The 15,029-nt window shown below is 47.1% G+C and carries 12 protein-coding genes; 4 read left to right on the top strand and 8 right to left on the bottom strand.

Annotated features, from left to right (window positions below; translation table 11 throughout):
* Window positions 1-8: 8 nt before the first annotated feature.
* The 6 genes from AC6CIF_RS13785 to AC6CIF_RS13760 all read right to left on the bottom strand — a co-directional run bounded on the left by AC6CIF_RS13785 (window position 9) and on the right by AC6CIF_RS13760 (window position 5,215).
* Complete coding sequence (locus tag AC6CIF_RS13785; RefSeq protein WP_498200138.1) at window positions 9-1,034, bottom strand: NAD(P)/FAD-dependent oxidoreductase; 1,026 nt, start codon at window positions 1,032-1,034, stop codon at window positions 9-11.
* Window positions 1,035-1,040: 6 nt separating this feature from the next.
* Entirely contained in the window at window positions 1,041-2,057 is a 1,017-nt protein-coding gene (locus tag AC6CIF_RS13780; RefSeq protein ID WP_498200052.1) for an ABC transporter substrate-binding protein, read from the bottom strand.
* Between the two features lie 112 nt (window positions 2,058-2,169).
* Entirely contained in the window at window positions 2,170-3,786 is a 1,617-nt protein-coding gene (locus tag AC6CIF_RS13775; protein ID WP_498200051.1) for a helix-turn-helix domain-containing protein, read from the bottom strand.
* A gap of 209 nt (window positions 3,787-3,995) precedes the next feature.
* A complete protein-coding gene (locus AC6CIF_RS13770) occupies window positions 3,996-4,118 on the bottom strand; it encodes a hypothetical protein (RefSeq protein ID WP_256704295.1) in 123 nt (40 codons plus the stop codon).
* An 18-nt stretch (window positions 4,119-4,136) separates the two neighbouring features.
* The gene (locus AC6CIF_RS13765) at window positions 4,137-4,655 is read right to left on the bottom strand and encodes a hypothetical protein (RefSeq protein WP_498200050.1); all 519 of its coding nucleotides are present in this window, start codon (window positions 4,653-4,655) and stop codon (window positions 4,137-4,139) included.
* Window positions 4,655-5,215: a hypothetical protein gene (locus tag AC6CIF_RS13760; protein WP_076214075.1), complete on the bottom strand. Its 561-nt coding sequence runs from the start codon at window positions 5,213-5,215 to the stop codon at window positions 4,655-4,657. Before AC6CIF_RS13760 ends, AC6CIF_RS13765 begins: the two co-directional genes overlap by 1 nt.
* 180 nt (window positions 5,216-5,395) lie before the next feature.
* On the opposite strand from AC6CIF_RS13760, the gene AC6CIF_RS13755 reads away from it, so the two are divergent.
* Window positions 5,396-7,594 (top strand): ATP-binding protein, encoded by a 2,199-nt coding sequence (locus AC6CIF_RS13755; protein ID WP_498200049.1) that lies wholly within the window; start codon window positions 5,396-5,398, stop codon window positions 7,592-7,594.
* Window positions 7,581-8,291, top strand: a complete 711-nt coding sequence (locus AC6CIF_RS13750) for a response regulator transcription factor (RefSeq protein ID WP_076214072.1) — start codon at window positions 7,581-7,583, stop codon at window positions 8,289-8,291. The genes AC6CIF_RS13755 and AC6CIF_RS13750 overlap by 14 nt, the downstream gene beginning before the upstream one ends.
* Window positions 8,292-8,571: 280 nt before the next feature.
* Here the strand turns inward: AC6CIF_RS13750 and hcp are convergent, their stop codons facing one another.
* Window positions 8,572-9,864, bottom strand: coding sequence for a hydroxylamine reductase (gene hcp / locus AC6CIF_RS13745; RefSeq protein WP_498200048.1), 1,293 nt, complete (start codon window positions 9,862-9,864; stop codon window positions 8,572-8,574).
* Window positions 9,865-10,179: 315 nt separating this feature from the next.
* On the opposite strand from hcp, the gene AC6CIF_RS13740 reads away from it, so the two are divergent.
* Complete coding sequence (locus AC6CIF_RS13740; RefSeq protein ID WP_498200047.1) at window positions 10,180-12,831, top strand: cation-translocating P-type ATPase; 2,652 nt, start codon at window positions 10,180-10,182, stop codon at window positions 12,829-12,831.
* A 63-nt stretch (window positions 12,832-12,894) separates the two neighbouring features.
* Here the strand turns inward: AC6CIF_RS13740 and AC6CIF_RS13735 are convergent, their stop codons facing one another.
* Complete coding sequence (locus AC6CIF_RS13735) at window positions 12,895-13,278, bottom strand: VOC family protein (protein ID WP_498200046.1); 384 nt, start codon at window positions 13,276-13,278, stop codon at window positions 12,895-12,897.
* A gap of 284 nt (window positions 13,279-13,562) precedes the next feature.
* Here AC6CIF_RS13735 and AC6CIF_RS13730 point away from each other — a divergent pair, with 284 nt between their 5' ends.
* Window positions 13,563-14,903: an MFS transporter gene (locus AC6CIF_RS13730; RefSeq protein WP_498200045.1), complete on the top strand. Its 1,341-nt coding sequence runs from the start codon at window positions 13,563-13,565 to the stop codon at window positions 14,901-14,903.
* Window positions 14,904-15,029: the final 126 nt, after the last annotated feature.

Here is a 15,029-nt window from a genome sequence, read left to right as displayed (position 1 = left end):
AAACCTATCTACGTATTGGAGAGAGCTTTGTTTTTTTCATAAAACCGGGCATTGTGAGAAGATACACCCGCCATATCGGAAGCAGCAGGTTCCAGATAGGTCTTGGCACTGTTGACTGCGAGCACCGCATCGTTAAAAGCACCTGCGATCAGTCGAACTTTGCTGCCATAAGTGATGAAGTCCCCTGCTCCAAATACGCCGGGAATACTGGTGCGCATCCGTTCATCCACCGATATGCCGTAATCTTCCCGCGCCAGTCCCCATTGCACAAGGTTACCAAAATCACGATCATACCCATGGCTTACGACAACTTCATCCACTTCAACATGTGTGATCTCACCAGTTTCTACATGGGCCAGCTCAACACGATCGATTTTGTCACCTGTACCGTATAAGCGTGAGATGCTAAATGGCGTCATGACGCTCGCTTGAGCTTTCATCTGAGCAACTGGCGACTCGTGTCCGGTAAATGCATGACGTCTGTGTGCCACCGTAACTTCACTTGCGATCTTGCCCATTTCATTCGCCCAGTCAACTGCGGAATCACCGCCACCCGAGATCAGAACACGCTTCCCGGCAAATCGGGATAGATCAGTTACGGTATAGTGCAGGTTCGTCAGCTCATACCGATTGGCACCCTCGACATCCAGCTTTTGCACCTGAGTCATGCCTCTGCCCGCACATAACAGGATGGTACGTGTGTAATGACGCTCCCCTGTTTTGGAAATGAGTACAAATACACCATCTTCACGTCGTTCAAGCTCAGCAATTTCCTGCCCAAACACAATCGTTGGATCGAACGTTCTCGCCTGTCTCTCCAGCGATTCAATCAGCTTCTCACAGGGAATCGGATCAACCCCGCCCACATCCCAGATCAGCTTCTCCGGGTACGTACGCATGAATCCACCCAGTTCCTGTTTGGCTTCGATGATCTTGGTACACATGGCTCTCATACCACTATAAAATGAGGCATACATGCCAGCTGGCCCACCACCAATAATCGTAATATCGTAGATATCCAGTTGAGGCTCCAAAGTCATCTATGGCACCAACTTTTCAACAACGTAGTCCATCAATTTTACAGAACCAATCGGACCCACACCAGATACGAATTGGCTTGTCTTCAACGGGAAGACATGATCATTCTTCACAGCCTCCAGATTCGACCACACTTGGCTTGCTTTCAGATCTTCCATAGATTTCTTTGTGTCATAACCTACGAGGGTTCTGTCTTCCAGGAAAATATAATCCGGATTCATCTCGGGCAAGAATTCCAGGGAGAACTGGCTAAACCAATCTGTAGAGTCTTTGATCGCTTCAGGACTATTCAGACCCAGGATATCATAGAAGAAAACACTGCTGCTTCCTCCTTTGGGACCCATGAAACGGTATCGATTGTGCTCAACCCGGAGAACCAATACGGTCTTGTCTCCCAGAGCTGCCGCAATTTTCTCTTTTGCTTGTGAGGCTTTCTCATCGAATTCAGCCAGTACTTTGGCAGATTCTTCAGTCTTATCGAATATGGCAGCCAGCTTTGGCATAGCACGTTTCATTTCACTGTTGGCATCCAGTGCCACCGTAGGAGCGATTTTGGACAATTCATCATATACGCCCTGTTCCATACCTTCGCCAGCTGCAAGGATCATATCCGGTGACAACGCAAGTAACTGCTCATAGTTATATTGATATTGCTCGACTTCAATGATCTGGACCCCGTGTTCTTTCAAATAATCAGGGCGGTATTCCGCTTCAACTTCTGGAGTTAACAAAACGATTTGGGGTGTAACACCCATTTCAATCAGATACTCGGCATAGATCGAATCAAACACAACCAGATTTTGAGGATGGGTTGGAATCGTTACTTCTCCAAACTGATCCTGCACCACCTTAGTCCCACTTTCATTGGCGGTTTCTTCTGTTGTACTCGCTGCTCCTTCAGTTTGAGCACCTGCTGTTCCAGCTGTAGCCTTCTCTTCAGTAGCTCCACCGGAACATGCCGCCAGCATCATACTGATCACTAACAGCATAATGCCCAGCCCTTTAAATCTTCGTGACATGATATACTTCTCCCCTTATATATGTTGATAATGATAATTATTATCAAATATTATCAAATAAGAAGTGTTGCTTCCATAGCATATCGTGCGTATTCAGTTGGATTATTGTGCTCTAGTGCTCTGCTTTTCCATTTACATATTTCACAATTTCGTTCAGGATCAATGAGTGCCCTATAATCCCGCGACCTTCTACCCACAGACGGGTATCTATATCGAACACCTGATGGCTCTGGACTGCCTTTAATTCTTTCCACACACTGCTGCCCAATAGATTCCTCATACTATTTTCCACATTAAAATGCAACATGACGCGCCTCTCCACAAACAAGTAATCCGGATTAGCCTGCATCAGCAAGTCAAGGGAACAAGGATTGAACCACGCTTTACCATCGATCAGTGCGTCTGGAAGAGACAATCCAAGCTGTCTATACAGCATTCGGGATGCTCCGCCAGACTGGCCCCCCAAATATCGATACCCGAATGGTTCAACTCGCAATACCATGAAGGTTGCACCAGATTCAATCACACTTTGCAACTGCTGGCGTGCAGTCTCCACTTCGTTTGTCATCCGGAGTTGAAGCTGTCTCCCCTCTTCTTGCTTGTGAAACCAGATTGAATATTCGTTTAGCACACTTCCGATTTCCATATTCATTCCCCCGATCCATGGCGCAATTGTGCGTAACTGCTGCCTGTATTCGTCAGACCACACGTTGCCAATCAGGAGCTCAGGTTGCATGTGCCGAATCGCCTCGACATCCATTTCATAGGGTGAAGCCTGCAGCATCTGTACCTGATGCGCTTGAAACAGCTCATATTGGTGCTCGGGCAACAGCAAAGGGGTTACAATCACCGCCTCTGGGATGATTCCCAAATGAATTAAGACTTCAGCAAAAAGCGGGGAAAGGCACACTATCCTGCGATTTGGCAGCGTCTGTGCATATTCTCTTGGGGATACGCCTGTCAGTTGCTTGAAACGACGACTGAAATAATGTGCATCTTCAAATCCTAGTTTTTTGGCAATAACCTGTGAAGTGGCTGACGTTAGCACCAGCTCTTCCTGTGCGCGATAGATTCGGTAATAGGCCAGAAAATCGAGGGGCGGCTTTCCATAATATTCACTAAACTTGCGGGAATAATGCCACGGGCTCATACCTGAAATCTGGGCTAACTGCTTGCGTGTGATCACCTGATCATGATGCTGCTGCATGTAATGAACGGATCGACGCAGGCTCTCTTCTGTCGTATGCATCTTGTCCGGCTGAGCTTGGTACAGGTGGTCCAACAACTCATGAATCAGATGTTGTCTGCGAACCCATACTGCATGTGGATTCTGAGACACTTCTCCGCTTACCTGCTGGCTAAGGCTGCCTAAGCTTCCACCGGTCAGTTGTACCTTCTGGTATCCAGTACCGTGAGGAACATGCCAATAATGCTTCACGATCTCTCGTTGGTTCTGAGGCATTGTGTACGTATGGAACTGAATATGCCACCCTGCCAGATCCTGAAGCCCTCCCTCCATTACTTCAATAACCACATTTTCTTCTAAAGCAATAAGCTGTCCATAAGAAACTTCGACTGGATGCCCATTTAGTTTCCAGATGGCTTTTCCATCCATAAGGAGGATAAAGGAGGGACTCGAAAAATAATGCACTTTGCCCGCAGTCATCCATGCCGGGGTTAAAGGTTCGGTTGATGCCCACTGCGCCACCCATGCTGCATTGTTCGTCATAAGATTAATCCTTTCCATACGCTATGTAAGATTGTAATTTCTTTCATTTGAATTTCTATCATTGTACCATTTTGCATTCCTTTCATAAGATTTTGACTATCGAAAGCCAAAAAAGAAGCAAGCGTATCACACATGTGTGGTCGGCTTGCTCCTTCTCATGGTCTATTTTGTTCCTCAGCAGGAAACAGAATGCTTGCGGAAAAGGGGGATTATTTCGCGGCAGTGGTGTTCACTCGCAATTGTTCATTCAATTTCAGCACATTTTCAAATTTCGAAATGCGGCTGCCATTCTTGGATCCGTATATGCCTGGGTACATAGGTATCATGGACATGCTCACCTCCTTTCCTGATCACCCGTTGAATTTTGCGGAATCGAACGTTATTATTTTCAGATAAGCCAGAAGGGTATCCAGTTCAGCCGTATAGACATGCTCTGTTCTTCCGTTTCGCACCTGAACATCCGTCCGTTTGGAGAACTTGCTGTAAAGCCTGTTAATATAACGGTTCTCTGCAACGGCATGGAACTGCAGCGTTTGAATATCACGGTTCTCCTCACAGATCCATAACACCACATCCCGAAGCCCTGCAAAAAACACTCTGCTGCTGCGATATTTTTCAGCCAATATGGCAGAATCAATGAATGCCGTGTTCCTGTCTTCCGTATAACGATACTGAATGAACGCGCTCAACTGCCCCTGCTCATCGTCGAATAAAAGCAAATGTGCTTTCTGTACCGTACTAATCAGATGGAGCAATGCATCATGCAGCATATATTGCTCATCGAAGTCATCACTGTTTGTCAGATAAAACCGCGCAAAACGGGCATAATCCTCGTCTTTTAACGTATCGTGAGCCTTAAGTTGCAGCATCAAGACGACTCCACCTTTCCATGTTGCTCCTTCATCCTTAAGTCTCGCTCAAAAGAAGTGAGGTATGAACGAAGCTGCGCAAGCTTCACAACGTAAGCATTCAGTTCACCTTCTTCACGGATTGTACTTGTAACTTGCTGCGCAATTTTGGAGAATAACCTGTGGTTGGCTTCTTCACTGAGAGCCCAGAACCGAATTTCCTGCACAGGTTCCTCATCCTCATATTCATCCAAGTGTTGCACCAGGAGCTGAAGACCCTCGATAAAAATCCTGCTTCGGCGGTGCTCATGCACAATGAAAGCCACCTGAAGCTGAATCACATGCCGATCCTCATAATCATGCTCTCCCGTGCCATGAATATATCCAAACGCACCTGCTACCTCATCCTCATCATCAAAACATAACATCGCCCCCCCACCCATAAGCAGTGGACTGGATATATAGCTGAGTGTCGTCGGAAAGGAATAGGGCAGATTTAATTCATTATAATGAGCCAGCAGAAAGTCCATATATCTATGCTGGTACATATAGGTTGAACATTTAGCAAAATAGTGACTCATAAGTATGTCCCTTTCTATTACCGGGCCTTTATCCCTACAGGTGATGTGGTCTATTGTACTCACGTTAGTTTAAGTTTTGTTTAAGTCCGGGAAATTTCGCCAAAAATCTTCTTTCTGCAAACTGGGGATCCATCTATAATAAAAAATATACGATCTTACCCTGGCCGGAGGTCACCCTAGATGAAGCTTATCCCATCGGCTCGCAGTCTCATCCGCAAACGGACTATTCTCCGGAGAAGCCTGTTCCTGCTTGTGATTGCTACCGGAATTCTGATGATATATATATCAATATCAAAAACAGCCCAATTAACAGCAGCTACAGCCCAGGCGTTAATATCCGCAGAACACGGAATCCTGGATATGTCTGATCGTTCTTACTCCATATTGCCCAATGTGACTTTGGATGGAGAATGGGAGTTTTACTGGCATCAACTGCTGGAGCCGATTGATTTTTACGCTTCTGCTCCACCTGTGCCTGCCTTTGAACAAGTACCCGAGCCCTGGACATCGTACAAACAGGACAACGATTCATTTCTGCCCAATGAAGGCTATGCAACCTACAGACTACGCATCCTCCTTCCGGATGAACGATCAAGCAGCCCACCACTTGCCCTTTATTCCAAGAGCATCGCCTCGGCTTACCGAATCTGGATTAATGGTCAACTGCAAAGAGGCAATGGCACTGTTGGCACGGATCGTTTCTCTGAGAGTCCCAAGAGTTATCCCAAAGTCATCTATTTCGAATCGCGTCCTGGTTTGAACGAAATTGTCATTCAAGTGTCCAACTTCTCCCAGCGAAATGCAGGCATCTGGCAGAGCATGAATCTGGGAACAGCGGAGAATATCTCCTGGCTACGGATTCTTCATATCGCCGCGCAGTCAGGTATTGTCGGGATTTTTGGTGTGATGGCGTTATATTACGGACTGGTCTATCTTAACCGCAGAAAAGAATTTTCCGCCCTGCTGTACAGTCTGCTCTGTCTGTCCGTGGGTGTGCGTACCGTTGTGCTTGGTGAGTCGACAGCGCTATATCTACTACCTGATCTCCCATGGGAATGGGCGGTCAAAGCCGAATACATATCCGTCGCCCTGACGGCATTATTGCTAATTCTGTTTATTAACAGGGAATATCCCGAGGAATCTGTATCCTGCGTGTCTAAAATCGGCGGACTTGTTCTCCCGATCTTTATTCTGTTATTCCTGCTCACACCGGCTCGTGTGTACACTTATGTTCTGACACCCTTTACATGGGGGGCTCTGTTTCCTTCACTGATCTATACACTCTATATGTATGTCCGATCTGCGTTCAAACGGAGAAAGGGTGCTGTCACCAGTATGATCGGTTTTCTGTTTTTCATGGCCTTTGCCCTGAATGATATGCTCTTCTACACGGTCCATTTGCCCACAGAGGACATGCTCTCCATCGGGTTGCTTATTTTTCTGTTAACCCAGGCGTATAATCTGTCTTCCCGCTTCTCACGAGCATTATGGCAAAAGGAACAGTTGTCCCTCCAGCTTCAACGAACGAACCAGCGGCTGGAACAAACCGTGGATGAGCGAACCCGCTCATTGCGGCTAAGCAATGCAGAGCTTCAGGAAGCCAACCAGAAGATGGCTGAATTCGAACTGTTCCGTGTCCGGCTCCTGTCTAACATCTCTCATGAGCTGAGCACACCGATCACATCCATTAAGGGTTTCGCCAAAGCATTGCGAGATGGCATCATTACGACCGAAGCTCCTAAGTATGTGAACCGGATCTACACACGTTCCCTGCTACTCGAACGAATGATTCATGATCTGATTGAGCTTACGAAGCTGGAAACCAACCAGGTTCAGTTTCAAATGCAGGACGTTGATTTGCTCTCATTCATGCAGGAGTTGTTCCAGAAATATGAAGCAGACGTAGAGACGCAAGGTATCCATTACCGTCTGAATCTGCCTGTGGAATCAAACTTCGGGGACAAGGACTCCGAGGGTTGGATCGTGCAACTGGACCCTATTCGAATCGAACAGGTGCTGTCCAATCTGATATCAAACGCACTGCGATTCACACCTCAGTCCGGGACGATCTGTGTGCGTCTTCATCTTGAGGAAACACCCTTAACGGAAACAGGCTGGACCGCCTGCATCTGTGTTGAGGATACGGGTACGGGCATTCCGCCGGAGTGGCAGGAACGAATCTTTGAACGTTTTGAACAAGCTAGTCAGCAGCTTGGAGTTGATCACAGAGGCTCAGGGCTGGGACTCGCCATCTGCAAAGAAATTATGTATTATCACAATGGAGAGATTGGGGTAACCAGTGAGCCAGGTTCAGGCAGTCAGTTCTGTTTTCGGTTACCCGCCTGGAGAGGAAGATTGCAGGAAGATGACATACATTGAGGAGCGCCGCCGCATTCTAGTTGTTGAGGATGATATCGATATCGCAGATCTGGTCACGATTTATTTACATAATCAGAACTACATAACTCATGTAGCGCATAATCTTGAGGAAGCTACGAAGCTGCTGGAACAGCGACGCCCTGATCTCATTTTGTGTGATATCATGCTGCCTGACGGAACAGGCACCGACTGGATACGAGGGCTTCGGAAGAGCGCTGATGTGCCTGTCATTTTTCTCAGCAGCCGGCAGGAAACCGAGGATATCGTTCAGGGACTGGAACTGGGGGATGATTATATAACCAAACCGTTCGATCCGGATATTATGGTCGCCAGGGTCAAAAAAAGACTACGACCTGTACCCTCCACATCCGAAAACATGGTTGCCACTGGCGAGAACGTATGGCGTGACGGCTGGCTCGATCTGCATTTTGACCGCTTTGAAGTCCGGGTCAACGGCAAAGAGATCAGTTTACCTGCTAAAGAGCTGCAACTCCTGTTCCTCATGGCAAGTCGCCCAGGGCACGTTTTCAGTACAGACTACTTATTTGAACGCATATGGGGGCTGGATAACTGGAGTGATGTTCGCACGGTCATGGTGCATCTTCATCACCTGAGACGCAAAATTGAGGATACCTCCAGTACCCATCGATACATTATCACCGTTCGCGGGATCGGCTACAAATTCCAGGCACAGTGAGATGGATCGTAGCAACCCTATATATTTCATTTAATAACTTGCTTGATCCGTTAAACGAGAACAGAGGGCTATCCTATAAGTCATGATATGACTTATAGGATAGCCCTCTTCACGTTTGCCAGTTTCACATGGAAAATGATTTCAATGCCATGCCTATCACTAAGATTATGCCTCGCTTACACGCTTTTGCGGTTGGCTGTTCTTCAATATAAGTATGCAACATATTGAAGGTTCCCTCTTCTATTGTAGAACGGAATGTCCAACAGACTGACGGAACCCCCTATGACAGTGCCAACATGGCGTTCATATCTTCTTCTGCTGTTGTAATTAACTTGAGACCAAACATATCCACGAGTACATCCAAGACACCTTCCGATATGAACTCAGGCGGTTTTGGTCCAATTCGAATGTCCTGAATGCCAAGGCTGAACAGGCCAAGCAGGATTGCAACTGCTTTTTGCTCAAACCAGGATAGCACAATGCTGACAGGTAACTCGTTCACAGTACAGCCAAAAGCGTCCGCCAAAGCCATTGCAATTTTCACCGTAGAACCGGAATTGTTGCATTGACCCAGATCGATATAACGCGGTATACCCGTGTCTCCAACCGTACCATAATCCACATCGTTGAAGCGGAACTTGCCACAGGACGTCGTCAGAATTACAGTATCATTCGGCAAGGATGTCGCGAGTTCACGATAGTAGTTGCCACCTTTCCCTGGCGCATCACAACCTGCAATAACGAAGAATCGACGAATATGACCGTCTTTCACCGCTTGAATAATCTCGGGCGCAAGCCCAATCACGGTCTCATGATGGTATCCTGTCGTCAAGACTTGCTCTGACTGTACATTAGCCGCAGGCAGTGACAATGCACGTTCAATCAGAGGGGTGAAGTCATCATCCATAATCTTGGCCACACCCTCCAGACCAGCCACTTCGTACGAGAAAAAGCGGTCTGCATATGTGCCTTTGATCGGCATGACACAGTTGGTCGTTGCAAGAATAGCACCCGGGAATTGTTCAAAAAGTCTTCTCTGATCGTACCAGGCTTTGCCGATATTGCCCTTGAGATGGGCGTATTTCTTCAGCGCCGGATAACCGTGCGCAGGCAACATTTCCGAGTGGGTGTAGATGTTGATTCCTTTCCCCTCAGTTTGACGAAGCAACTCCTCCAATGCATACAGATTATGTCCCGTCACCACGATGCACTGTCCTTCAATCTGGTTCTGGCTAACCGTAATCGGTTGCGGTACACCAAAGCGGTCCGTGTGCGCACGATCCAGCACATCCATAATGCGGATTGCTGCATTACCTACCTTCATCGCCATCTCCAGATGTTCCTGTACATTAAAATTCGAGTTCGTTAATGTCATATATAATGCCTCATGTGTAATCCGATCCACCTCAGGATCAGAATATCCCAACTGGCGTGCATGTGTCGCATAAGCAGCGATGCCTTTTAACGCAAAAATCATCGTATCCTGCAAACTTGCGATTGTTTCGTTTTTGCCGCATACCCCTACCACGGTACACCCGCCACTCGGCGTCTGTTCGCACTGATAACAAAACATATGGTTTCCCCTCCAAACTTAGATTAAAACGCAGTTCGTTATGGAATAGCGTAACAGACCCTGATATGAGCTAGTGTGATGGTGCACACAGTTTCTGATCCAACATCTATATATGGTTCTTCAGACTATCATCCAAACTGACTGGAAATAATAACATTCGAAAAAAGGCATATCTCGGATCATTATGAAAAATACTGTGTACAGCTAAAAAACGTATAAATCCATAATCTTAAAAAAATACGAAAATGAAACGATTCTAGATTTTGCCCGTAAGGGTAATACACAGAGAAATCTAATATTCAAGGAGCTGGTCAATTGCAACATTACAGACACAGTGCGGAGGAAACCCTTCAGGATGTACAGAGTTCCTCCAAGGGACTCACGACCTCCGAAGCTGCCAAGAGAATTGAAACGGAAGGATATAACGAGTTAAAAGGTAAAGATGCAACACCCGTCTGGAAACTGTTCCTCGAAAATTTTAAAGATCCGATGGTCATCGTGCTGCTGATTGCAGCCGCGGTACAGGTTGTCCTTGGACACCTGATTGAATCGTTGATCATATTCCTGGTTATTTTGCTCAACGCAGTAATCAGCGTAGTTCAGACCAAAAAAGCCGAAAGCTCGCTCGACGCGCTGAAACAAATGTCTGCACCCGAAGCCAAGGTCATTCGTGACGGGCAGAAAAAAACCATTCCAGCGAGGGAACTCGTTCCCGGTGATATTGTTATGCTGGATGCAGGTGATTATGTCCCGGCAGACGGGCGTATTCTGGAATCAGGAAGTCTGAAAATCAACGAAGGCATGCTGACCGGAGAATCCGAAGCTGCGGAGAAACACGCTGATGCCATTCCGGATGAAGCGCCTATTGGAGATCGTCGCAATATGGCCTTCAGTGGCTCACTGGTCGTATATGGACGGGGCATGCTAGTCATTACAGGAACGGCTCTCAAAACCGAAATCGGCAAAATTGCTGAATTGATTGAAAATGCCGAAGCCAAAAACACGCCATTACAGCGCAAGTTGGAATCATTCAGCAAAAAACTGGGCTTTTTCATCCTGGGCTTGTCGATTCTCATCTTTGGCATTGAAGCCGGTCGTGTATGGTTGACCGAAGGTACGGAGAATATCGGACCATCCATCGTAAATGCATTGATGTTTGCCGTAGCTGTTGCGGTTGCTGCCATTCCTGAGGCGTTGTCCTCCATTGTGACTATCGTATTGTCACTCGGAACAAATAAGATGGCCAAACAACATGCGATCATTCGCAGACTGCCTGCCGTTGAAGCGCTCGGCTCTGCCAGTATCATCTGTACGGATAAAACAGGAACACTAACTCAGAATAAGATGACTGTCGTTGATTATTACATTCCCCATGGCACCAAGGACGAATTCCCCGATGATCCCGAACAGTGGTCGGAAGAGGAACGGCGTTTGTTACATATTGCAGTGCTCTGCAATGATTCGAATATTAACCAGGAAGGCAAGGAACTGGGTGATCCAACCGAAGTGGCCCTCATTGCCTTCAGCAACCGGGTGAACAAGGATTACAATGAAATCCGTGACCAGTTCCCGCGTGAAGCTGAGCTTCCTTTTGACTCGGATCGAAAGCTCATGAGTACGGTGCATACCTTCGAGGGACAGACGGCTTTGCTGACCAAAGGTGGACCGGATGTGCTGTTCAGTCGCTGTAGTCATGTGTTTATCAACGGTGAGGTTCAGCCCCTCACACCCGAGATTCGCACACAGTTTGAAGAAAAAAATGAAGCCTTCTCCAAACGTGCCTTCCGTGTGCTGGCCTACGCGTACAAAAAATTCGATGATAAAAACCAGGTCACCATTGATGACGAGCATGATCTGACACTTGTTGGTCTGACAGCGATGATTGACCCACCGCGTGAAGCGGTATACGGCTCTATTGAAGAGTCCAAAAAAGCGGGTATCCGCACCATCATGATCACCGGAGATCACAAAACGACGGCTCAGGCGATCGGTGTGGATATCGGCCTTGCCGAACCGGATGATCTCGCCATTACCGGAGCCGAACTGGACAAAATGTCTGATGAAGAGCTGGATCAACAACTCGAACACATCTCGGTATACGCCAGAGTATCACCTGAGAATAAAATCCGGATTGTGCGTGCATGGCAGCGTAAAGGCAAAGTTGCAGCGATGACCGGAGATGGGGTCAATGACGCACCAGCGCTGAAACAAGCCGATATCGGCGTAGCGATGGGTAGCGGAACAGATGTCGCCAAGGATGCGGCTGCCATGATTCTGACGGATGATAACTTTGTCTCCATCGTGAATGCGGTCAGTGTTGGGCGGATGGTATTTGATAATATCAAAAAAGCCATCGCATACCTGTTCGCCGGTAACCTCGGCGCGATTATCGCCATTTTGTTTGCCTTGATCGTCGGCTGGGTTAATCCATTTACGGCCCTTCAGCTGTTGTTCATCAATCTGGTGAACGACTCCCTGCCTGCCATTGCTTTGGGTACAGAGAAGCCCGAGCCAGATGTCATGCGACGTAAACCACGTGATATTAACGAGGGGATCTTCGCAGGTGGAACCCTGCAAGCTGTGATTACACGTGGTGTCCTGATCGGTGCGGCTGTTATCGTATCCCAATATATTGGACTTGGCATCTCGGAGGAAATCAGTGTAGCTATGGCATTCACAACCTTGATTCTCGCACGCAGTCTGCAAACATTTGCAGCACGTTCCAATACACAGACCATCTTCCAGGTGGGCTTTATGACCAATAAATTCGTGCTTGGCTCCATTCTGGTATGTCTCTGTCTCTATGGAATCACACTGATTCCAGGTATTCGCGGCGTCTTCGCCATCCCGGATACATTCGGCTGGAATGAGTTCCTGATTGCAGGCGGACTTGCTCTTGCTGCCGTCATTCTGATGGATGTCATCAAGTGGATTCGCAATCGCGGCAAACAAGTTACTGCGGCGTAAGATCTGCAGTTATAACATGCACAAACAGGCGCCCGTTATCGGAGCGCCTGTTTCTGTATCTAATTACCCCTGTTTAATGCCAAAAGCGATCCATCTTCCATCAATATCCTCGATCACAAACTCCTTGTTATTATAGTCTGTATGATTGAGGACACGTACGATTTTCACATTTGCGTTGATCAATTCCTGTTGAAGCTCTTCCTGGTTCTTGGTAATAAAATATGCATCATATCCATACCCATATAATTCTCTGTTGGGAATGACCTTCTGTCCATTGCTTTGGGTTAAAATAATCTCGGTAAGATCACGATACAGGCAGATATGAGGTTCCGCGGCATCAAGATATTCGACCACCCGAAAGCCCATCTTTTCTTCATAATACTGCGCGGTTCGCTTCATATCCAGAGTCGGAAATACGCTGTGGGACATTAATAATAAGTGAGTCATGGGTATAATCTCCTTCATTTTCAACATGCTAATTACTTACATATCTAGTTACCTAACCGCTGATCCATCTGCTTATGTATGTTCAATGATCATTTTAGTTAAATTCAGGAAATCCGTCTATTGTTTATTATTAAAATCTTACTATGCTCATCACATCCGAACGAATTAGTATGACATTATTGCCATATGATAAATTTGGGTGTAAAATGATATATTGCTTTTCATCACATTTTCATCAAAGCTCAATCCGAATTCACATTCATAGATAAGACAGGAATGGTACCGTGAAAGATAAAATTGTCATGCCACTCTGGACGTGCTGCTTGTTCATCGTTGTGATGAACACCACCATGTTCAATGTTTCTTTGCCAGTCATTATTCATGATCTGCAGATCACCTCGGACCTGGGGTCTTGGGTCATCTCAAGTTATTCGATTGGTTACGCCCTGTCGACGGTGATTTACAGTCGATTGTCAGACCGTATCTCGGTACGCAAACTGTTAACGGTCGGGCTTCTGATCCTGGGGTTATCTTCATTGCTAGGGTTGTTCGCGCATAACTTTGCAATCCTGTTACTGACACGTATTCTGCAATCTGCGGGTGCAGGAGTTATGGCCGGGCTGGGTCTCGTCATTGCAAGTCGTTACATCCCGGTGGAAGTACGCGGAGCTGCCATCGCGCTGATCTCATCAGGTAGCGCCATGGCTTTTGGACTTGGCCCCATTGTCGGCGGACTCATTAGCGAGTACTGGGGCTGGAACGGACTTTTTGCCATAACGGTGCTTGTCCTGCTCGCCCTGCCTGTATTGCTCTATTTTCTCCCCCGTGAAACCGCCAAAACAGATCAGCCGTTCGATGTTATTGGTGCCATACTAACCGTCATTAATGCCACTACACTTCTCGTCGCGATCACCCAGCAATCCTGGTTATGGTTTGCCGTGGGCGTTATTTCACTTGTTGCACACCTCCTGTATATTCGAAAAGCGAGTCTTCCGTTTGTGAATCCACAAGTATTCCGAACGCCAGGATACACCCGGTTAATCCTTATCGGATTCTGCGTGCTGGTGGTGAATCTGGGCAATCTGTTTTTGATGCCACTTGTGCTCGCTGATTTATATGGACGCTCTTCGCTCGCCATTGGTTTGCTGATTGCTCCTGGGGCAATTGTTGCAGCATTCTGCACCCGTTTTGTTGGACGCTGGATCGACCGTTATGGCAATATGCGATTTATGATCATCGGACATACCCTGCTCGCAGCGGTACTTGCTTTATTCATGCTCGGACTGGATCAGTCCGCCTTGATCATTACAAGTGGTTATCTCTTTTTCTCACCAGCACTGTCAGCCTCCATGGCTTCACTGAATAATGAAGCGTCACGAGTGCTGCCCAAAGCGCAAATCGGTTCCGGTATGGGCATGTTACAACTGATTCAGTTCTTCGGTGGTTCGGTGTCTGTAGCCGTGTGTGGGCTGCTGCTGCACAGCATTCCGGGAGTCTCGGTCGAGCAAGCTTATCATGTGGTGTATGCTTGTCTCTTGCTCGTCTGCGTTGTTTCACTCGGGCTGACCATCTGGCATAGCAGAACTTCACACTCAGGCATTAAACCTGTTACATTGGACAATTGACAATTGAGGTTTAAAGTTCATAACAAAAAGGCTTGCGCCAAGCGCAAGCCTTTTTTAGTTTGGAACAGAAATGCCGTTTTTTAAAGTAGATCACTCAATGAACTTGAACTTACCGGTTAATTTCCT

The organism is Paenibacillus sp. GQ49, assembly GCF_059759055.1.
This window is presented reverse-complemented; position numbering and strand designations above follow the sequence as displayed.

Excerpts from the sequence above, each read along its gene's own strand:
- AC6CIF_RS13765 (WP_498200050.1), bottom strand. The coding sequence starts at position 4,655 with ATGCTGCAACTTAAGGCTCACGATACGTTAAAAGACGAGGATTATGCC.
- hcp (WP_498200048.1), bottom strand. The coding sequence starts at position 9,864 with ATGTTTTGTTATCAGTGCGAACAGACGCCGAGTGGCGGGTGTACCGTG.
- AC6CIF_RS13735 (WP_498200046.1), bottom strand. The coding sequence starts at position 13,278 with ATGACTCACTTATTATTAATGTCCCACAGCGTATTTCCGACTCTGGAT.
- AC6CIF_RS13755 (WP_498200049.1), top strand. The coding sequence starts at position 5,396 with ATGAAGCTTATCCCATCGGCTCGCAGTCTCATCCGCAAACGGACTATT.
- AC6CIF_RS13770 (WP_256704295.1), bottom strand. The coding sequence starts at position 4,118 with ATGTCCATGATACCTATGTACCCAGGCATATACGGATCCAAGAATGGC.
- AC6CIF_RS13780 (WP_498200052.1), bottom strand. The coding sequence starts at position 2,057 with ATGTCACGAAGATTTAAAGGGCTGGGCATTATGCTGTTAGTGATCAGT.
- AC6CIF_RS13775 (WP_498200051.1), bottom strand. The coding sequence starts at position 3,786 with ATGACGAACAATGCAGCATGGGTGGCGCAGTGGGCATCAACCGAACCT.
- AC6CIF_RS13750 (WP_076214072.1), top strand. The coding sequence starts at position 7,581 with ATGACATACATTGAGGAGCGCCGCCGCATTCTAGTTGTTGAGGATGAT.
- AC6CIF_RS13760 (WP_076214075.1), bottom strand. The coding sequence starts at position 5,215 with ATGAGTCACTATTTTGCTAAATGTTCAACCTATATGTACCAGCATAGA.